General features: G+C 72.2%; 18 protein-coding genes. 5 read left to right on the forward strand and 13 right to left on the reverse strand.

Features of this window, described 5'->3' with window-relative positions:
* Positions 1-231: 231 nt before the first annotated feature.
* The 4 genes from AB0J53_RS10930 to AB0J53_RS10945 form a co-directional block, all read right to left on the reverse strand.
* Entirely contained in the window at positions 232-1,593 is a 1,362-nt protein-coding gene (locus AB0J53_RS10930) for a GH1 family beta-glucosidase (protein ID WP_364170963.1), read from the reverse strand.
* Positions 1,590-2,441 carry a carbohydrate ABC transporter permease gene (locus AB0J53_RS10935; RefSeq protein ID WP_219517198.1) on the reverse strand — a complete coding sequence of 284 codons (852 nt, stop codon included), beginning with the start codon at positions 2,439-2,441 and terminating at the stop codon, positions 1,590-1,592. The genes AB0J53_RS10930 and AB0J53_RS10935 overlap by 4 nt, the downstream gene beginning before the upstream one ends.
* Position 2,442: 1 nt before the next feature.
* The gene (locus AB0J53_RS10940; RefSeq protein WP_364170966.1) at positions 2,443-3,369 is read right to left on the reverse strand and encodes a sugar ABC transporter permease; all 927 of its coding nucleotides are present in this window, start codon (positions 3,367-3,369) and stop codon (positions 2,443-2,445) included.
* Between the two features lie 78 nt (positions 3,370-3,447).
* Positions 3,448-4,725: an ABC transporter substrate-binding protein gene (locus tag AB0J53_RS10945; protein ID WP_364170968.1), complete on the reverse strand. Its 1,278-nt coding sequence runs from the start codon at positions 4,723-4,725 to the stop codon at positions 3,448-3,450.
* 248 nt (positions 4,726-4,973) lie between these two features.
* Here AB0J53_RS10945 and AB0J53_RS10950 point away from each other — a divergent pair, with 248 nt between their 5' ends.
* Together AB0J53_RS10950 and AB0J53_RS10955 are read left to right on the forward strand one after the other, a co-directional pair.
* A complete protein-coding gene (locus AB0J53_RS10950; RefSeq protein WP_364170970.1) occupies positions 4,974-5,978 on the forward strand; it encodes a LacI family DNA-binding transcriptional regulator in 1,005 nt (334 codons plus the stop codon).
* A gap of 95 nt (positions 5,979-6,073) precedes the next feature.
* A complete protein-coding gene (locus tag AB0J53_RS10955) occupies positions 6,074-6,853 on the forward strand; it encodes a hypothetical protein (RefSeq protein ID WP_364170972.1) in 780 nt (259 codons plus the stop codon).
* Here AB0J53_RS10955 and AB0J53_RS10960 read toward each other — a convergent pair.
* The 3 genes from AB0J53_RS10960 to AB0J53_RS10970 form a co-directional block, all read right to left on the reverse strand.
* Positions 6,850-7,272 (reverse strand): DUF5955 family protein, encoded by a 423-nt coding sequence (locus AB0J53_RS10960; protein ID WP_364170974.1) that lies wholly within the window; start codon positions 7,270-7,272, stop codon positions 6,850-6,852. The genes AB0J53_RS10955 and AB0J53_RS10960 overlap by 4 nt on opposite strands.
* Positions 7,269-8,030: an FHA domain-containing protein gene (locus tag AB0J53_RS10965; protein WP_364170976.1), complete on the reverse strand. Its 762-nt coding sequence runs from the start codon at positions 8,028-8,030 to the stop codon at positions 7,269-7,271. The genes AB0J53_RS10960 and AB0J53_RS10965 overlap by 4 nt, the downstream gene beginning before the upstream one ends.
* A 147-nt stretch (positions 8,031-8,177) precedes the next feature.
* Positions 8,178-8,777, reverse strand: coding sequence for a TetR family transcriptional regulator (locus AB0J53_RS10970; RefSeq protein ID WP_364170978.1), 600 nt, complete (start codon positions 8,775-8,777; stop codon positions 8,178-8,180).
* A gap of 54 nt (positions 8,778-8,831) precedes the next feature.
* On the opposite strand from AB0J53_RS10970, the gene AB0J53_RS10975 reads away from it, so the two are divergent.
* Positions 8,832-9,299: a pyridoxamine 5'-phosphate oxidase family protein gene (locus AB0J53_RS10975; RefSeq protein WP_364170980.1), complete on the forward strand. Its 468-nt coding sequence runs from the start codon at positions 8,832-8,834 to the stop codon at positions 9,297-9,299.
* An 18-nt stretch (positions 9,300-9,317) separates the two neighbouring features.
* Here AB0J53_RS10975 and AB0J53_RS10980 read toward each other — a convergent pair whose 3' ends face one another.
* The gene (locus tag AB0J53_RS10980; RefSeq protein ID WP_357585019.1) at positions 9,318-10,079 is read right to left on the reverse strand and encodes an SDR family oxidoreductase; all 762 of its coding nucleotides are present in this window, start codon (positions 10,077-10,079) and stop codon (positions 9,318-9,320) included.
* A gap of 104 nt (positions 10,080-10,183) precedes the next feature.
* Positions 10,184-11,047 (reverse strand): NAD(P)-binding domain-containing protein, encoded by an 864-nt coding sequence (locus AB0J53_RS10985; RefSeq protein ID WP_364170982.1) that lies wholly within the window; start codon positions 11,045-11,047, stop codon positions 10,184-10,186.
* Positions 11,048-11,138: 91 nt separating this feature from the next.
* Here AB0J53_RS10985 and AB0J53_RS10990 point away from each other — a divergent pair, with 91 nt between their 5' ends.
* The gene (locus tag AB0J53_RS10990) at positions 11,139-11,720 is read left to right on the forward strand and encodes a TetR/AcrR family transcriptional regulator (RefSeq protein ID WP_364170984.1); all 582 of its coding nucleotides are present in this window, start codon (positions 11,139-11,141) and stop codon (positions 11,718-11,720) included.
* 13 nt (positions 11,721-11,733) lie between these two features.
* On the opposite strand, the gene AB0J53_RS10995 is transcribed toward AB0J53_RS10990, so the two are convergent.
* The 3 genes from AB0J53_RS10995 to AB0J53_RS11005 form a co-directional block, all read right to left on the reverse strand.
* Positions 11,734-12,555: an alpha/beta hydrolase gene (locus AB0J53_RS10995; RefSeq protein ID WP_364170986.1), complete on the reverse strand. Its 822-nt coding sequence runs from the start codon at positions 12,553-12,555 to the stop codon at positions 11,734-11,736.
* Between the two features lie 47 nt (positions 12,556-12,602).
* Complete coding sequence (locus AB0J53_RS11000) at positions 12,603-13,658, reverse strand: hypothetical protein (RefSeq protein WP_364170988.1); 1,056 nt, start codon at positions 13,656-13,658, stop codon at positions 12,603-12,605.
* Positions 13,659-13,771: 113 nt separating this feature from the next.
* Positions 13,772-15,328 (reverse strand): carboxylesterase family protein, encoded by a 1,557-nt coding sequence (locus AB0J53_RS11005; protein ID WP_364170990.1) that lies wholly within the window; start codon positions 15,326-15,328, stop codon positions 13,772-13,774.
* A gap of 167 nt (positions 15,329-15,495) precedes the next feature.
* Here AB0J53_RS11005 and AB0J53_RS11010 point away from each other — a divergent pair, with 167 nt between their 5' ends.
* Complete coding sequence (locus tag AB0J53_RS11010) at positions 15,496-17,784, forward strand: ATP-binding domain-containing protein (protein WP_364170992.1); 2,289 nt, start codon at positions 15,496-15,498, stop codon at positions 17,782-17,784.
* A 67-nt stretch (positions 17,785-17,851) separates the two neighbouring features.
* On the opposite strand, the gene AB0J53_RS11015 is transcribed toward AB0J53_RS11010, so the two are convergent.
* Positions 17,852-18,298 carry a MarR family transcriptional regulator gene (locus AB0J53_RS11015; protein WP_219517217.1) on the reverse strand — a complete coding sequence of 149 codons (447 nt, stop codon included), beginning with the start codon at positions 18,296-18,298 and terminating at the stop codon, positions 17,852-17,854.
* Between the last annotated feature and the right edge of the window lie 17 nt (positions 18,299-18,315).

Below are 18,315 nucleotides of genomic sequence, written 5' to 3' on the forward strand. Positions count from 1 at the left end.
GATCCATGACATCCCTGGGCGTACCAGGGCGCGATACTGTCATCCACCGGACCTACCGAAGATCACCTCCCGAGCCCCATCTGCCGCACGGGTCCTGAGACCTGACGGAACAAGCTACCGGGCCCAGTGCGGCGGGGGCGGCGTCGCGCCGTACGGGCCGGTGCCCTGCCAGGCGTGCTCTCGTGGGGCGGTGCTCATGCTGGGGAGGTACCGGGCCGGTCGCCGGGGTGTTCACTCCTGGTTCCTGATGAACTCGCGCAGCCAGTGGAAGCTCGCCTTCTCCGTACGGACCTGGGTCTCGTAGTCGACGTGGACGAGCCCGAACCGGGCGGCGTACCCGCGGGCCCACTCGAAGTTGTCCAGCAGCGACCAGCAGAAGTAGCCGCGCACGTCCACCCCGTCGGCCATCGCGGTGCGGATGGCGGCCAGGTGGTCGCGCAGGAAGCCGACCCGGCCGGTGTCGTCGAGGGTTCCGTCGTCGCCGTAGCCGTTCTCGGTGATGAAGATCGGCGGCAGCGCGGGATAGCGCCGGGCCAGGCCGAGCAGGGTCTCGTGGAGCCCGTGCGGCTCCATCGGCCAGCCCAGCCCGCTGGTCGGCGCCCCGTCCGGGGTGACGCTGCGCACGCCCAGGTCGAAGGCGGAGCGCAGTGCGGGGTCCGCCTGCTGGTACGGGGCCGCGGCGGCGTGGATGCGGTAGTAGTAGTTGACCCCCAGGAAGTCCAGCGGGGCGCCGATGACGTCCAGGTCGCCCTCGCGGCGGAAGGAGAAGTCGCTGATCGCGCCGAAGACCTCCGCCATGTCGGAGGCGTAGGCGCCGAGCAGCAGCGGGTCGGTGAACTGCCGGTTGACCAGCAGGTCCATCTTGCGCGCTGCCTCCGCGTCGGCGGCCGAGCCGGTCGCGGGCACGGTGGGCGACATGTTGAGCGTGATGCCGACCTGCTGTCCCGGCCGTGCCCGCGCCCGTAGCCTGGCCACCGCGAGGCCGTGGCCCAGCAGCAGGTGGTGGGCGGCGGCGAGCGCGCCGTGTCCCTCGCGGGCGCCGGGCGCGTGGCGGCCTTCGGCGTAGCCGACGATGGACGAGCAGTACGGCTCGTTCAGCGTGATCCACTGTGTCACCGTGTCGCCCAGCGCCTCGTGCGCGACCTCGGCGTAGTCGGCGAAGCGCGCGGCGGTGTCGCGGGCGCGCCAGCCGCCGCGGTCCTCCAGCGCCTGGGGCAGGTCCCAGTGGTAGAGGGTGACGTACGGCTCGATGCCGCGCTCGCGCAGGGTGTCGGCGAGCTTCCGGTAGAAGTCGAGGCCGCGCTGGTTCACCCGGCCGTCACCGTCGGGCATGATCCTGGGCCAGGCCAGCGAGAAGCGGTAGGCCCCGGCGCCGAGCCGGTCCATCAGCTCCACGTCCTGCGGCCAGCGGTGGTAGAAGTCGCAGGCGTGCTCGCCGCTGTCGCCTCCGGCCACGGCGCCGGGGACGGCGCAGAACGTGTCCCAGATGGAGGGCCCGCGCCCGTCGGCGGCCACGGCGCCCTCGATCTGGTAGGCGGCGGTGGCCGTGCCCCACACGAATCCAGGGGGAAAGGCGGTACGTTCCCGGGTCATCCCTTGATCGCTCCTGACATGATTCCCCCAATGATCTGACGGCCCAGCGCGGCGAAGACGGCCACGATCGGCACGATGGCGAGCACGGTGCCGGTGAGCACGAGCGCGTAGTCGGTGGTGTAGCCGCTGGCCAGGCTGGAGAGCGCGACCTGGACGGTCGGGTTCTCCGGGGTGAGGACGACCAGCGGCCAGAAGAAGTCGTTCCAGGCCTGCATGAAGGTGAACAGCCCGAGCACGGCGGCGGCCGGGCGGGCGGCGGGCAGCACGACGTGCCAGAACAGCCGCAGCGTGCTGCACCCGTCGATGCGCCCGGCCTCCAGCAGCTCGTCGGGGATGGCGCTGGACAGGTACTGGGTCATGAGGAACACGCCGAACGCGGTGACCAGGCCGGGCACGATCACCGCCTCGAGCCTGCCGGTCCAGCCGAGCTCCGCCATGAGGATGTACAGCGGGATGATGCCGAGCTGCTGCGGCACGGTGGTGGTGGCGATGGCCATGACGAGCAGCACGTTGCGCCCGCGGAAGCGCAGCTTGGCGAAGGCGAATCCGGCCAGCGTGGAGAACAGCACGACCGAGACGGTGACCGAGCTGGAGACGAGGACGGAGTTGAGCATCGCCTGCCCGAACGCGGTGGTGTCGAAGACCCGGGCGATGTTCTCGAACAGGTGGCCGCCGGGGGTGAGGACCGGCGGGACGCTGGCGATGGCGTCGTTGTCGTGGGAGGCCACGACCAGCGACCAGTAGACGGGGAACAGCGAGCCGAGCAGGACGGCGATGAGCGCGGCGTAGGTCCAGAACCCCGCTCCTTGGGGATGGAAGCGGCGTCGGACGGCGGTGACGGCGGCCATGTCAGCTGCTCCTGATCCTGCGCGTGATGGCGAAGTTGACGAGCGCCATGACCACGATGATCATGCAGAGGGTCCAGGCGATCGCCGAGGCGTAGCCGAACTCGTACAGGCTGAAGCCCTGCTCGTAGAGGTAGAGGCCGACGGTCTGGAACTGGCGGTCCGAGCCGCCGGTCGGGTTGCCGGTGCCGGCCTGGAACAGCAGCGGTTCGGCGATGATCTGGAAGCCGCCGATGGTGGACACGACGGCGGTGAAGATGATCGTGGGGCGGAGCATCGGCACGGTGATCCTCCGGAACTGGGTGAACTGGCTCGCGCCGTCCAGCCGGGCCGCCTCGTACAGGTCCTCGGGGATGGTCTGCATGGCGGCCAGGTAGATGAGGGCGTTGTAGCCGGTCCACCGCCAGATGACGATCAGCGAGATCGCGACGTGCGACGAGAGCGTGCCGGCCTGCCAGTCGATCGGATCCAGGCCCACCAGTTCGAGAGCCCAGTTCACCATGCCGAAGTCGCGGCCGAAGAGCTGGGCGAAGATGATCGTGACCGCGACGATCGAGGTCACGTTGGGCAGCAGCACGCCCATCCTGAACAGCGTGCGGGCGCGCAGCCTGCGGTTGAGCATGTGCGCGATGAACAGCGCGGCCAGCAGCTGGGGCACGGTGGACAACAGCCAGATGCTGACGGTGTTGACCAGCGCGTTCCAGAAGTAGTCGTCGGCCAGCAGGTCGGCGTAGTTGGCCAGGCCCACCCACTCGTGGGCCGGGTCCAGCAGGTTCCAGTCGGTGAGGGAGACGTAGGCGGTGTACAGCAGGGGGAACATGCCCACCAGGCCGAACAGCAGGAAGAACGGCGCGATGTACAGGTACGGCGAGCCCTTGACGTCGAGCTGGTAGGCCCAGCGGCGCCGGGGCCCTGATCTGACGGAGGTCATGGTCGGCTCCTCGGGGGGCGGGTGGTGACGGCGGGCCCTGACCGCCCGCCGTCACCGGCTTTCACAGGTCGGCGCGCGTCACTTGCTGATGCGCTCGACGTCCCCGAGCATCTGCGTCCACGCCTCGGCGCCGTCCTGCTTGCCCTCCTCCACGCGGTTGATCGCGTCGCGGATGGCCGTCTGGATGTCGCCGGCCCTCGGGCCCTGGTACTGCGGCTTGAGGTTGCGGGCGGCGGTGGTGAAGATCTGGCCGATCGGCGCGTCGTTGAAGAACTCGTGCTTGAGCCCCGTCACCTCGGGCTTGTCGTACGTGGCCACGGTCGAGGGCAGAATGCCGTGCTTGGTGAACACCTCGATCTGCTGTTCGGGCGCCGTCAGCCAGGCGATCAGCGCCACGGCCTCCTTCGTGTGCTTGCCCTGGGCGGGGACGGTCAGGTACGAGCCGCCCCAGTTGCCGCCGCCGCCCGGGATGGCGGCCACGTCCCACTGCCCGGCGAAGGCCTTGCCCTGGTCCTGGATCTTGGCGAGCATCCAGGCGGGGCAGGCGATGGTGGCGAACTGGCTCTTGGCGAAGCCGGTGTTCCAGGCGGGCGAGCTGCCGACGAGCTTGGCCGACTGGCCGTCGGCCACGGCCTTGAGCACCTGGTCGTAGGCGGAGCGGATGGCCGGGTTGGTGGCGACCACGACGTTGTCCTGGGTGTCGTAGTAGCCGGTCTCCATCTGGCCGACCATCGCGTTGAACACCTGGGGGCCGCCGTCGAAGAACGCGGCGCCTTCGGGCTTCTTGGCGGTGTAGCGCTTGCCGGTCTCGAAGTAGGACGTCCAGTCGGGCCAGAGCTCGGCGACCTTGTCACGGTCGGTGGGCAGCCCGGCCTTCTCGAACAGGTCGCGGCGGTAGCACATGGCCAGGCCGCCGACGTCGGTGCCGTAGCCGATCTGGGCGCCCGACTTGGCCAGCGACGCCTCCCACTTCCACGGCAGCCAGCGGTCCTTGAGCTGGTCGGCGCCGTGCTGGCGCAGGTCGGCGAAGTGCTGGGGCTGGTTCCTGAACTGGGCGATGAAGCCGGTGTCGATCGCCTCGACGTCGGCGGCGCCGCTGCGGGTGGCCAGGTGCGCCGCGAGGTTGCGGTGGTGGTCGTTGTACGCCGACGTCCTTTCGACGATCTTGATGTTGGGGTGGGCGGCCTCGTACTTGGCGTAGAGCTCCTTGAAGCCCATGTTCCCGAACAGGTTGAGCGTCAGTGTGATCTTGCCGCCGGTCGGCGTGGAGCCGGCGGAGGGGGAGCCGCCGCAACCGGCGGCGAGCATGCCGATGACCAGCGCTCCGGCGGCGAGACGGGTTCGTCCTGCAGACACCTGGGACTCCTTCGAGGGGAGAGAAAGGGTGACTGCGAGATGCGATGAAGGCCGAGCCCCGCGGCAACGGTGCGGCATCGGCCTGTTAGAGCGTCATCTCACATACTGCTGCCACCCTCTGTCAAGTCACAGGAACGTCACGTGTCGGAAATCGACGGTGATTGATTGACAGGGGATGGACCCTCACATAGGTTTCATGCAACCGGTTACATGAAACCGGTTTCAGCGAGATGCGATAGCGTACGTCCGTGGCAACGATTCGAGAGCTGGCGCGCCTTTGCGGGGTGTCACCGGCGACTGTCTCCCGCGTGTTCAACAACCCCGAGGTGGTGAACGCCCAGACCCGCGAGCTGATCCTCAGCACCGCGGCACGCATCGGATACCTGCCCAACGAGTCGGCCCGCACCCTGGCCACCAAGAGATCCCACATGGTGGGCCTCATCTGGGACACCGACCACCGCCGCCCCGGCTGGCGGCACCCGTTCTTCCAAGAGATCCTCATCGGGCTGAAGACCGCGCTGAGCGAGCGCGGCTACCACCTGCTCATGCTCGCCACCAGCGAGGACGGCACGCCCGACAACTTTCTCCGCGCCGTGCGCAGGCACAACCTCGACGGCGTGGTCTTCATAGACAACGGCAGAGCCGACCCCTCGCTCCAGCCGCTGGCGGAGTCGGAGGTGCCCTGCGTCTCTCTCGACCGGCCCGTACGGGGACCGTGGACCACCTACGTGACCTCCGACAACGTGGGCGGGGCCCGTGAGGCGGTCCGCCACCTGCACGCGAGCGGGCGCCGGGCCATCGCCACCATCACCGGCCCGGCCGGCACCAGGCCGGGCGCCGAGCGGCTGCGCGGCTACCTGGACGAACTGGCCGCGCTCGGCCTGGCGCACCGGCCGGAACTGGTCGTCGAGGGCGACTTCTACCTGTCCGGCGGCTACACCGCGATGCGCGCCCTGCTGGAGCTGGAGGAGCGGCCCGACGCGGTGTTCGCCGCGGGCGACGAGATGGCGATCGGCGCGCTGCGGGCCGTGACCGAGGCGGGGCTGAAGGTGCCCGAGGACATCGCGCTGGTCGGGTTCGACGACATCGAGCTGGCCGCCCTGGTGCCGCCGGGGCTGACCACCGTGGCCCAGGACAAGGCGGGCTTCGGGACGGCGGCGGCCGCGGCGGTCATCACGATGATCAACGAAGGCGCCACCCCGGCCCCGCGGATCCTGCCGACCTCCCTGGTCGTCCGGGGCTCCACCGGGTAGACCTCGGGCGGGCGGCCGTCATCCCTGTGATGGGGAAGGGCCGTGCGGCCCAAGATCACCGGTAGGGTTCGCCGGGAAGCGAAGGAGCCCGTGACGTGTCACCCTCAGCCCCGTTGGCCTGGCCGGCGGCCATCGCCGCCGCTAGCTACCCCACCTGGGACGCCTGGAAGAGCTGGTTCGACTGGTCCTCCCTGTACGTGGCGGCCAGTCTTTACGAGGAACACGACGCGAGCGATCACGACGGGGGCTTCACCGAGGGCGTCATCCGCTGCGTACGCCCGTACGACGCGATCGACCGCTCGCCGTTCCTGCCGTTGCGCGACGACCTCGCCACGCTCACCGAGCTCGCGATCGTCTGGGCCGTGCCGGTGGTGGCCGTGCTGGTCGCCCTCGTGCGGCGGCGTTCGGCGACGGCGGGACCGCGTGCCGCCGGGGTGCTGGCGCTGGTCGCGCTCGTCCGGCCGCTCTCGGCCGACTACCGGGGGGACGGCATCTGCTCCGGCTCGCTGCCGGTGTTCGGCGCGGAGTGGTTCGGGGCGTTGGCCGGCGGCTGGGGGCTCTGGGAGCTGTGCCTGCTGGTGGCGGCCCTGCTGGTGTTGCTCGCCTCCGGCTCCCCGGCGCCGCCGGTCCCGGGGCGGCGCGCGGCGGCGGCGGTCCTGGACGCCCTGGTGGTGTGGGGGCTGGTGGCCCTGGCCCCGCTCCTCACCGGGGACGACTCCCTGCGCGCCGGCCTGCTGAGCCTGCTCCGGTTCGACGACGTCCGCGACGACCCCGCCCGGCTGCTGGTGCTCGTGCTGCCGGCCGGCTACCTGCTGTGGCGGCAGGCCCGGCGGCGTAAAGGGGGGTTGGATCGCCTTGACGGGCCGGTGTCCTAGAGGCCGAGGAGGGAGAGGGCCTGGTGGCCGGCGGGGCCGAGCCAGGTGGCGATGGCGGTGATGGCCTGGATGACCGCGAGGCCCGCTCCGGCGAGGGCTCCGGCGTGTTCGAGGGTGGTGGTGAACGCCTGGAGGTGGCGGCCCATGCGGCCGGTGTCGGGGGAGGGCTGGGCGGCTTCGTGCTCCAGGGCGGTCAGCTCGGTCTCGGCGGTGCGGTGTTCGGCGGGGGTGAGCCGCAGCTCGTCCAGGGCGCGGCGCAGGGTGCCGAGGTCGGCGCGGAGCGCGGTGGCGGGGTCGGTGGCGGGGCCGGTGCGCAGGTCGCGGCCGGCGATCTGCTGGTGGCCGTGGATGTTCAGGTTGCCGCTGCCGGCGTTGACCGGGCCGCGTACGTCGCCGAACCGGAAGGTTTCGCCGCTCATCGGGCGCCGCCTCTCTGCCGCCGCCGCCCTTTACGGGGCTCGGTTCTTTTGCGGGCGGCTTTCGCCATGGACAGGCCGAGGGCGGCGAGCAGTCCGCCGCCGAGGAACAGCGCGAATCCGGCGGGCGCCGACGGTATTCCGTCCACCAATTCCTGTGCGAAAGGGTCGTCGAGGAGCTTTCCCGAGAATCCGCTGAAGATGACGCCGGCGAAAAGCGCGAATCCCAGAAGTGACACGCACGCGCCGAGGACGGCGATGCCGCGCCCGGGGCCGCGTCCCTGGAACACCTCGTCCCACGGGTCGTAGTCGTCGGTGACGTGGACGGCGTCGCCGTAGATGTCGCCCCCGGCGATCTGCTGCCTGCCGCCCACGTTGAGGTGGCCGCTGCCGGCGTTGACCGGCCCGGCCACGTCGCCGAAGCGGTAGCCGTACTCCGGCTCGGGCTCTTCGGCCTGCATGAACCGCAGCGTGGCGAAGCCGATGCGGACCTGGTCGCCGTCGCGCAGCACGTGGCCGGAGGTGAGCTTGCGGCCGTTGACCCAGGTGCCGTTGAGCGAGCCGAGATCGCTGATCACGGTGCGGCGGCCGTCGTTGTCGATGGAGGCGTGGCGACGGCTGACCCCGTCGCAGTCCAGCTGGATGCCGGCGCCGTGGGCGCTGCCGATCTCGGTGTGACCGGTGAAGATTTCGAAACTCGCGCCCGCCATCGGCCGGCTGGTGACGACCAGGCATGGCTGAACAGCGTCATTGTAGGACATATGCACCCCCTTTTGTGGTCAGCGCGATAAGCTTCCAGCCCGCAAATACTGCGTCGACAGTATTCGGGAGGTAACAATAACCTACTCTCCGGCTCAACAACCCATTCGATAAATTCCCTTTTATCGGTTAATAGTGGGAAATGTCGATCAGGCTTTCCCGCCATCCGTCACGTACGGCCGCAGGGTCGCGGCCAGGTCGTCGCGCAGGGCGGCGGCCAGGGTGCCGTCGCCGGACAGCGCCCACACGATGAGCGTCCCGTTGTAGGTGACCTGAACGGCGCGCGACAGCGCCGCCACGTCGGTACCGGCGGCGAGCTCGCCCGCGGCGACGGCGTCGGCGAGCAGGGCGGCGATCTCCTGCCGCATCCGCCGGGCGTGCTCGGCGGCGTGCTCGCGGAAGCCGGGGTCGGTCAGGTCGAGCTGCAGGAAGCCGAGGCTGCGGGCGAGCTCGTGGGGCGTGGCGACGCCGGAGGCGAGCGTCTCCAGGGCGGCGTGCAGGGCGGCCAGCGGCGCCGGGTGCTCGTCCCTGGCCCGCTCGAAGGGGACGGCGACGGTGCGGGCGGAGTGGGCGGCGACGGCGAGCAGCAGCCCGCGTTTGGAGCCGAACCGCTGCACGAGCGTGGCCGCCGCCAGCCCGGCCTCGCAGGCGGCCGCGGCCAGGGTGAAGCCCTGTGCCCCGTGCCGGCCGATGGCCCGGGCGGCCGCCTCGAGGATCGCCTCGTCGCTGGTCGTGCGGGGTCTGGCCATGCCGCTCCTTCGTCCGGGTTTGTAAATGAGCATACATTTACTAATGTGGTGCGCATGACTTCATGGACCGATGTCGAAGCCGCGGCTCCAGAGCTGGCCGCGAGGGTGCGGCGGCTGCTGGAGGCCCAGCAGCACAAGGTGCTGGCCACCCTGCGCGCGGACGGGTCGCCCCGGGTGAGCGGCACCGAGACGCAGTTCCGCGACGGCGAGCTGTGGATGGGGTCGATGCCCGGCGCGGTCAAGGCGCTCGACCTGCGCCGCGACCCGCGCATGGCGCTGCACGTCGCCACGCCGCCCGAGCCGCCGGGCGGCGGCGTCTGGGAGGGCGACGCGAAGCTCGCCGGGCGGGCCCAGGAGATCACCGACGAGGCGACGCTGGCGGCGTTCGAGCTGCCGGGCACCGGCTCGCACCTGTTCAGGATCGAGGTGACGGAGATGGCGCTGACCCGGGTGGAGGGCGACGAGCTGGTCATCGACATGTGGCACCTGGGCAGGGGCGTCCGCCGGGTCCGGCGTAAGTGATCTACTTTGTAAAGGCGGTCAGTGGACGGAGAACCCGCCGTCCACGTACAGCATCTGCCCGGTGACGAACGCCGAGGCGTCGCCGGCGAGGAACACGGCGGCGCCGGCGAAGTCGGCGGGCACGCCGTTGCGGCGGGTCATGTGGCGGGCGGCGAGCTGTTCGACGCGGCCGGGGACGGCCTGGGCCGGCTCGGTGAGCGGGGTGAGCACGAAGCCGGGGATGATCGTGTTGACGCACACGCCGCGCGGCGACCACGCCTCGGCCTGGGAGCGGGTCAGGCCGCCGATGGCGGCCTTGGCGGCGCCGTAGACGCCGCTGTCGCCGAACGCGCTGACGGTCTGCTGGGAGCCGATGTTGATGATGCGGCCCCAGCCGCGTTCGGCCATGCGGGGGCCGTAGTGCTGGCCGAGCAGGTACGGGGCGGTCAGGTTGACGGCGATCGTCTGGTCGTAGTCGTCCTCGGTGAGCTCGGCCATGGGCTTGCGGATGTTGTTGGCGGCGTCGTTGACCAGGATGTCGATCTGCCCGGCCTGCTCGCACACGCGGCGGACGGCGGCGCGCTCGCCCAGGTCGGCGCTGATGGCGGTGGCGCGGACGCCGTGGCCGGCGAGCCGGTCCAGGGCCTTGTCCAGTTCGGGCTGCCTGCGGGCGACGATGACGAGCTCGGCGCCGGCCCGGCCGAGGGCTTCGGCGATCTCGTAGCCGATGCCGGAGCTGCCGCCGGTGACCAGGGCCCGGCGGCCGTCGAGGGAGAACAGCGCGCGCAAGTAGTCGGACATGGCCGAAGAAGCTAGCACGGCGCCCGCGCCGGACCGCCGGGCGGGGCGGGCGAGCACTGTGAATCTACTTTGTAAAGGCGCCCGGCCGGTGCGACAGACCGCGATCAACCCTTCTGAACGACCTCGACGAGGCTCGTGAGGCTGTCCTGGTCGCGGCCGGCGGCGACGCCGCGGCGGAAGAGGTCCAGGGTGGCCGCGGGGAGTGAGGCGTCGACGCCGGACTCCTCGGCGGTGCGCACCACGTGTTCGAGGCTGGCCACGGCCATGGAGAGCGTCTCCACGTCGCCCGCGTGGTTGCCGGCGTCGATGCGGGGCGCGTAGAACTCCAGGAAGTAGCGGAAGTCGATCGTCTTGAGGGCGTGCGGCAGGAAGTCCTGCGCCGAGATGCCGTTGGCCTGCGCCAGCGCCTGTCCGTGCAGGTAGCCGGTCAGGCCGATCCAGAACATGTCGATGCCGATCTGGTAGTACAGGGCGGCCAGTCCCGGGTCCTCGCCGAGGTGGTCGATGCCGGTGAGCGTCTCGAGGGCGGCCCGGTGGGTCTCGATCGCTTCCGCGGGGCCGCTGTAGTAGGTCATGGCGCCGGGGGCGCCGATGCCGGGCGGGGGGACCTGGACGCCGCCGGTGAGCTGGACGGCGCCGTGGCGGGCGAGCCAGGCGGCCGCCTCGCGGGCGCGGGCGGGGGTGTCGGAGGTGAGGTTGGCGACGGTACGGCCGGCCAGGGCGGCGGGGGCCTGTTCGAGGATGGCGTACACGGCGGTGTAGTCGGTCAGGCTGAGCACGACGAGGTCGCTGGCCCGCAGCGCGTCCTCGACGGTGGGGGCGAGGCGGGCGCCGCGGGCGACGAGGGCGTCGGCCTTGGCGGGGGTGCGGTTCCAGATGGTGAGGTCGTAGCCCCGGTCGAGGTAGGTGGTGGCCATGGCGTGGCCCATGGGGCCCAGGCCGATCACGGTCACGGACGTGGCGGTCATGAAGGACTCCTCCGGCTAAAACGAACGTTCTATTCAACGTGGAGGACCCTAACACGGCTAAAACGAACGTTCTACTCAGTAGGATGGCGGCATGACGACGACGCACGAGCTCGGCACCCGGGAGCGGATCGTCCGGGCCACCTCCCGGCTGATGCAGCGGCGGGGCTACGAGGCGACCGGGCTGAAGCAGATCTCCCAGGAGGCGCGGGCCACGCTCGGCTCCGTCTACCACTTCTTCCCCGGCGGCAAGGCGGAGCTGGCGGTCGCGGCGGTGCGCCACGGCGACGAGGAGTTCGCCGCCTTCCTGCGTGAGGTCCTGGACGAGGCGGACGACCCGGCGCAGGCGATGATCGTGTGCGCCGAACGCCTCGCGCAGGGGCTCAGCGACTCCGGCTGGCTGGACGGGTGCCCGATCACCACGACCGCGCTGGAGAGCTCCGGGCGGGCGCCCGACATCCAGCGCGCCGCCGACGAGGCGTTCGCCCACTGGCGTGCCGTGGTGGCGGCCAGGTTGCGCCGGTCGGGGTTCGCCGGCGACGTGGCGGCCGACCTCGCGCACACGGTGGTCAACACGCTGGAAGGCGCCGAGATGTCCGCGCAGGTGTCGCAGAGCCGGACGCCGCTGCTCGTGGCGGGCAGGCACCTGGCCCGGCTGATCGACTCCTACCGCTGAGGCGCCCTCCCGGTCAGTAGGCGGGCAGCCAGGTGGTGAGCGCCGTCATCAGCAGGTCGGGGGCCACGTCGTGGTCCTGGCCGGGCAGCTCGCGCAGCGTGGCGTCGGGCAGCACGGCGGCCAGCGCCGTGGCGGCGCCGGCGAGCCAGGGCCGGCTGGCGCCGCCGTACATGACGAGGGCGGGGACGCCGACGCCGGCGAAGCGGTCCAGGGCGGCCGGGTCGCCGCTCTGGGTGGCGCCCATGACGGCGGCGTCGTGGGCGAGTGAGGGAGCGAGCCGTTCCATGCCGGCCCAGAACGGTTCGGCGCGCATCGGGGCGACGGCCTCGGCGGGGAACCCGGCGGCCTCGGCGAAGAACTGGGCGAGCGCGTCGCCGGGGCGGCCTTCGGCCAGGGCCCGCTGGAGGCGTTCGCGGTAGCCGGGGCCGAGCGGCGGGCGCGCTTCGTCGACGACGAACGGGGGCTCCCACAGGGTGAGCGCGGTGATCGGCAGCCCGGCGCGTACGGCTTCCAGGGCCAGGACGGCGCCGGAGGACAGGCCGAGCACGGCGGCCTTGCCTCCGGCCAGGTCGATGAGGGCGGCGACGTCGGCGATCTCGGCCGCGACGGCGTCGGCGGCGGGCAGGGCGGGGTCGGCGGGGCCGCTGGCGCCGCGCCCGCGCCGGTCGTAGGTGATGACGGTGTGCCGGTCGGTCAGGGAGCGGGCGAGGATGCCCTCGGTGGGGTGGGAGTCGCGGTGCGCGAGGGCGCCGTTGACGACGACCAGGGCGGGGCCGGAGCCGATCACGGTGCAGGCGATGGGGGTGCCGTCGGCGGAGGTGACGGTGTCGTTCACGGGGGGTCTGTCCTCTCGGCGGGGCGGTTCGGCGCGGGTGGGGCGCTTCAGCGGGGTGGTTCGATGAGGGCGCCGGCGCGCAGGCAGGCGGCGAGGGCGCGGGGGTCTCCGGTGCGGGTGTAGACCTCGGCCGCGGTGTCAGTGAACTTGATGACGTGCTCGTCGGCGTGCGCGACGGCCCGCTCCACCACGTCGGCGGCCCCGTCGGAGTCGGTGGGTGCGCCGGGCAGCGTCTCGGCCGGGGCTGGGCGCGCGGGGGCGTAGGCGGAGAAGATCGCGGCGGTGGTGGTCCAGATCGCGGTCAGGCTGGGCTCCCACAGCTCGTGCGGGAGCGCGGGCAGCGCGTGCAGGACGGCGTTGGGGGCGGTGGCGGTGTGGACGAGCAGGACGGGCGCGCCGTGGCCGTGGGTGAGGTAGCGCAGGGTGGCCGCGGTGACGAGGTCGGCCAGGCGGGCGCGTACGTCGTCGGGGGTGGCGGCGGGGCGCAGCGCGGTGACCGTGGTGTCCCAGCCGGGCAGGCCCGGAAGCTGCCCGAGCCGGTCGGCGACATAGCCGCTCTGGTCGGGGATGCGGGGCAGGGCGTCCAGCGCGGCGTGCGGGTCGAGCGTCCCGGAGGGGCGGCCGACGGCGGGCACGGGCTGGGAGCGGGCGGCCCAGAAGGCCAGGCCGTGGGCGAGTTCGCCGAGCGGGGCGGGGCCTTCGGCGCCGGCCAGGAGGGCGCGGGTGGCGTGGCCGACCCTGATGACGCCGTGGGTGGTGCCGGCCAGGACGCCGGGCAGCAGGCGGGCCCACCAGGTGGCGAGCACGTCGCGCCAGGGCTGTTCGGCCAGCAGGCGGGTGAAGTACGCGGTCCAGTCGCCGACGCGCCGCCCGTCGCCGAGCGCTTCGGCCCAGGTGGCGTCGTCGATGTCGGCGGTGCGGCCGGGCAGGTCGTCGAGCCGGTCGAGGTAGCCGGTCATCCAGCGGTCCACGCGGTCGGCGTGGCCTCGGCGCACGAGCACTTCGACGGCCATCGGGCCGTGGTTGGTGAGCTGGTTCTCGCCCCATTCGGGGCCGGTGCGGTGGAATCGTGCGTAGGCCTCGTTCAGTACGTCGCCGGCCACGGTGATCTCCTTCGTCCTCGTCCGGGTTCGTGGAGATCAGTATGCGCCGGGGTGGTGGTGCGGGACATGCGTGGTGGCCACGGATTCACCACGCATGCCCACTGATCGGCCACCTATGGTCGATGTGCCAGGCGGTCCCAGAAGGCCAGGTTGTGGAGGGCGTCCTGGTCGTAGCCGCCGACGCCGCCGGGGCGCGGGGCCAGGCGATGGACGTGCCCGGTGCGTACGGGGCTCCAGCGCGGCAGGCCGGGAGCGTTGGGGTCGCCGGTCGTGGCGAAGCGCGACCAGTACGCGATCATCAGGTCGCCGAGCTCGCGCTGCTCGCGGGTGAGCGGGGCCCCGGGGAACAGGAACGACAGTTCCGATCCGTGCGAGGCGAGCGGCTCCACGCCGCCGGGAAGGGGGAAGATCGGCGGCGCGGTGCGGTCGGCGAAGGCGTAGGAGTAGACCGGGGTGTGCTCGCTGAGCAGGCGGTCGCTAACTCGGCCGGCCCAGGCCCAGTCGAGGTCGCTCATGATCGCCGCCACGGCCTGCGCCGGCCGCCCGCGGGACGGGTACATGGCCGCGATCGCCGCGGCGTCGTCGCCGAAGATGTCCCGCAGGCCCTGCTGGTATTCCTGCTCGGTGAGACCGGGGAAGATCAGCGAGGTGAACAGCGTCCCCTCGTCACGGGTGATGCCGGTGAGGATCGGCACGCGGTGGAAGCGGCCCTGCGCGAACACGGTGGCGGGATCGGCGGGCAGCACGGCGTTGCCGTAGCCGGGGAGGGGGAGCGGCTCCTGCGCGAGGAGCTGCGAGACGGGCTTGCGGCGCAGGCAGGCGACGGCTGTCTTCGGGTCGGTGCAGCCGAGCGCGGTGGCGATGGTGGCGCCGTGCGCCTCGTGGGCGGTCTTGGGCACCCACATGGGGAGGTCCATGACCGGCCTCAGGCGGCTGCCGGTGAAGGCGGTCTGGGAGCAGAACGTGCTCTGGGTGATCGCCCGGTGGAAGAGGCCGGCGGCGGTGGGCGACGCCAGGTGGGCGCAGACCGAGTGCGCTCCGGCGGACTCCCCGAACAGCGTGACGTTGCGCGGGTCGCCGCCGAAGGCCGCGGCGTTGCGCTGGACCCAGCGCAGGGCGGCCTGCTGGTCCTCCAGCCCGTAGGCTCCGCCGCCCGCCAGTCCGGGATGGCCGAAGAAGCCGAACACGCCCAGCCGGTAGTTGACGGTGACCACCACGACGTCGCCGCGCGTGGCCAGGCGGGTGGCGTCGTAGTCGCTGCCGGCTCCCTTGGTCAGGCTGCCGCCGTGCAGCCAGACCATGACGGGCCTGGGGTGGCGCGCGGTGGCCGGGCGCGGGACGGTCACGTCGAGGTACAGGCAGTCCTCGCTGTCGCTGGCCGGCAGTCCCCACAGGTCCGTGGACTGGGCGCATCTGTCACCGGGGCGTGTCGCGTCGCGGACCCCACGCCAGGCGGGCGCCGGCTGGGGCGACCGCCAGCGCAGGTCGCCGACCGGGGGAGCGGCGTAGGGGATGCCCCGGAAGGTCCGGTGGTCGCGGGCGGTCTCGCCTCGCACCAGGCCCGTGTCGGTCCGGACGACGTTTCGTGGGGCCGCGTCCGCCGGAGCGGCGCCCGCCATGACGAAGGCCAAGCTCAGCACGGCTGCGCCGAGAGTACGTTTCACGGTCATGCCGCGAGCCTAGGGATGGCGGCTCGGCGGGGTAATGGCGGTGAATCCCGGCTCGGGGTGCACCTGGATACACCGTCGGGCTTGCCACGGACGCGCGGGAACGGGTAGGCTCGACTGCTCAGAACGGCGACAGCCTACAAAGCCTCCTATTAGGAGTGTATCACGGAATGGCGAATCGTCAAGATGCTCTTGCGGAAGCCCTTGACACCGAGCAGGGTGTCGTCTCGGCGCTCTACGCCAGGCTGGACGAGGCCCGCCGGCGGACGGCGGAGCTGCTGCGCGACGTGTACGGGCGTGACGCGGGCGGGTCGCGGCAGGCCAGGGTGGAGCGCGAGGCGCTGGCGGCCGAGCAGGCGCGCCGGCTGGCGCAGCTCAACGCGGTCGAGCGCGGCCTGTGTTTCGGCCGGGTCGACGACCGGGCGGGGCGCACGACGTACGTGGGGCGGATCGGGCTGCGCGACGAGGAGCACGAGTCGGTGCTGATCGACTGGCGGGCGCCCGCCGCCCGCGCGTTCTACCTGGCGACGGCGACCGATCCGGGCGGGCTGGTGCGGCGCCGCCATCTGCACACGCGGGACCGTACCGTCGTGGGGCTGGACGACGAGGTGTTCGACCTGGAGGGGATGAGCGACGGCGACCGGCGGTCGCTGGTGGGCGAGGCGGCGCTGCTGGCGGCGCTGCGCCGGGGCCGGACGGGCCGGATGGGCGACGTGGTGGCGACGATCCAGACCGAGCAGGACCGGGTGATCCGCTCGTCGCTGCAGGGCGCGCTGGTGGTGCAGGGCGGGCCGGGCACGGGCAAGACGGTGGCGGCGCTGCACCGGGCCGCCTACCTGCTCTACACCCACCGCGACACGCTGGAGCGGCGCGGCGTGCTGGTGGTGGGGCCGAACGCGATGTTCCTGCGCTACATCAGCCAGGTGCTGCCGGCGCTGGGCGAGACGCAGGTGGTGATGGCGACGCTCGGCGAGCTGTTCCCGGGCGTGCGGGCGACGGCCGCCGACGCGCCGCGCGCGGCGGCGGTCAAGGGGGACGCGCGGATGGCGGAGCTGGTCGCGGCGGCGGTCCGCGACCGGCAGCGGGTGCCGGACGGCGACCTGGAGGTGGTGGCCGACGGGCTGACGCTGCGGGTGCCGGGCGAGGTGTGCCGGCGGCTGCGCGAGCGGGCGCGGGCGGTGCGGCTGCCGCACAACATGGCGCGCAAGCTGTACGTGACCGAGCTGCTGAAGGAGCTGGCCCTGGCCGAGGCGCGGGCGCTGGAGGCGGGGCTGCGGCTGGCGGAGATGGAGCTGGAGGATCCGGAGCTGCACGAGCCGCTGGACCTGGAGCGTGACCTGGACGAGGTGGACGTGGCGCTGGCCTCACGGCGGCTGTGGGCCGAACCGGCGGTGCGGCAGGCGGTCGACGCGCTGTGGCCGGAGCTGACGCCGCAGCGGCTGGTCGCGGAGCTGCTGTCCTCGCCGGAGACGTTGCGGGCGCTGGCGCCGGCGGGGCTGGACTGGCGTGCGCTGGTGCGCCCGCTCGAGGCGGGGTGGACGGTGGGTGACGTGCCGCTGCTGGACGAGGCGGCCGAGCTGCTGGGGCGCGACGACTCGGCCGAGCGGGTGGCGGGCCGGGCGGCGCTGGAGGAGCGGCGTGAGCAGGAGCTGTACGCCTACGAGGTGCTGGCGACGACGGGCCTGCTGGACGAGGGCGTGTTCAACGAGGCGGCGATGCTGGCCGACCGGCATGACGGCGGCGGCGGTGACGATCTGACGACGGCGGACCGGGCGGCGGCCGACCGGACGTGGGCGTACGGGCACGTGATCGTCGACGAGGCGCAGGAGCTGTCGGCGATGGCGTGGCGGATGGTGATGCGGCGGGTTCCGGCCAGGTCGCTGACGGTGGTGGGCGACATCGCGCAGACGGGGTCGGCGGCGGGCGCGCGTTCGTGGGGTGACGTGCTGGATCCTCATCTGGCGGGCCGGTGGCGGGTGGAGCGGCTGGAGGTGAACTACCGGACGCCGGCGCAGATCATGCGGGTGGCGGCGCGGGTGCTGCGGGCGATCGATCCGGGGCTGCGGCCGCCGGAGTCGGTGCGCGAGGGTGACGCGCCGCCGCGGGCGGTGCGGTGCGGCCTGGCGGGGGTGCCGGCGCTGGCGGCCGAGGAGCTGGCGGCGATCGGCGAGGGCCGGGTGGGCGTGCTGGTGCCCGACGCGCTGCGGGAGCGGGCCGGGGAGCTGTTCCCGGGCGGCGACCTGGACGCGCCGGTGGTGGCGCTGACGGTGGGGCAGGCCAAGGGGCTGGAGTTCGACGCGGTCGTGGTGGTGGATCCGGCGGGCATCGCGGGGCAGTCGCCGATGGGGTTGCGGGACCTGTACGTGGCGCTGACGCGGGCGACGCGGCGGCTCACGGTGGCCTACGAGGGCGATCTGCCGGACGTGCTGTCCGGCCTGACCGAGAAATCTACATTGTAAAGGACGTGGGCTAGGGCGATTCCATGGAATCGCCCTAGCAGAACAACCAATCAACGACGGGGAAACCTCACTCCTTGTAGAGCTTCTCGGCGACCTCGCGCAGGCGGGTGGTGACGTGGTCGAGGCAGCGCAGCGTCTCGGTGTCGAGGTGCTCCATGATGCGCCGGTACTGCCGCAGCCCGACGTTGTTGATCTCCTCGACGAGCTTGGCGCCGGCCTCGGTGAGTTCGACGCGGCGTACGCGGCGGTCGTGGGGGTCCTCGTGGCGGCTGACGAGGCCGTGGGCGACGAGGCGGTCGACGAGGCCGGTGACGGTGGCGAGGGCGACGCCTAGGTGGTGGGCGAGGTCCTGGCCGGTGGCGGAGCCGTTGACGGCGACCAGCATGATCACCTTGAGCTGGCGCATGGTGAGGTTGGAGGTGAACAGGGGGGATTTGTGCTGGGCGAAGACTCGGCCGAGGCCGCGCTGGGTGTCGGAGATCCGCTGGATCAGGTCTTCGCGTTCGTCGTTCACATACACCTCTCGGTTCC

It is taken from the genome of Nonomuraea sp. NPDC049725 (assembly GCF_040674795.1).
Classification (GTDB): domain Bacteria; phylum Actinomycetota; class Actinomycetes; order Streptosporangiales; family Streptosporangiaceae; genus Nonomuraea; species Nonomuraea ceibae.

Coding starts and splice junctions, on each gene's coding strand:
- AB0J53_RS10975 (WP_364170980.1), top strand. CDS start 8,832: ATGACTTCATGGACCGATGTCGAAGCCGCGGCTCCAGAGCTGGCCGCG.
- AB0J53_RS10970 (WP_364170978.1), bottom strand. CDS start 8,777: ATGGCCAGACCCCGCACGACCAGCGACGAGGCGATCCTCGAGGCGGCC.
- AB0J53_RS10930 (WP_364170963.1), bottom strand. CDS start 1,593: ATGACCCGGGAACGTACCGCCTTTCCCCCTGGATTCGTGTGGGGCACG.
- AB0J53_RS10965 (WP_364170976.1), bottom strand. CDS start 8,030: ATGTCCTACAATGACGCTGTTCAGCCATGCCTGGTCGTCACCAGCCGG.
- AB0J53_RS10985 (WP_364170982.1), bottom strand. CDS start 11,047: ATGACCGCCACGTCCGTGACCGTGATCGGCCTGGGCCCCATGGGCCAC.
- AB0J53_RS10960 (WP_364170974.1), bottom strand. CDS start 7,272: ATGAGCGGCGAAACCTTCCGGTTCGGCGACGTACGCGGCCCGGTCAAC.
- AB0J53_RS11005 (WP_364170990.1), bottom strand. CDS start 15,328: ATGACCGTGAAACGTACTCTCGGCGCAGCCGTGCTGAGCTTGGCCTTC.
- AB0J53_RS10940 (WP_364170966.1), bottom strand. CDS start 3,369: ATGACCTCCGTCAGATCAGGGCCCCGGCGCCGCTGGGCCTACCAGCTC.
- AB0J53_RS10980 (WP_357585019.1), bottom strand. CDS start 10,079: ATGTCCGACTACTTGCGCGCGCTGTTCTCCCTCGACGGCCGCCGGGCC.
- AB0J53_RS10935 (WP_219517198.1), bottom strand. CDS start 2,441: ATGGCCGCCGTCACCGCCGTCCGACGCCGCTTCCATCCCCAAGGAGCG.
- AB0J53_RS11010 (WP_364170992.1), top strand. CDS start 15,496: ATGGCGAATCGTCAAGATGCTCTTGCGGAAGCCCTTGACACCGAGCAG.
- AB0J53_RS10990 (WP_364170984.1), top strand. CDS start 11,139: ATGACGACGACGCACGAGCTCGGCACCCGGGAGCGGATCGTCCGGGCC.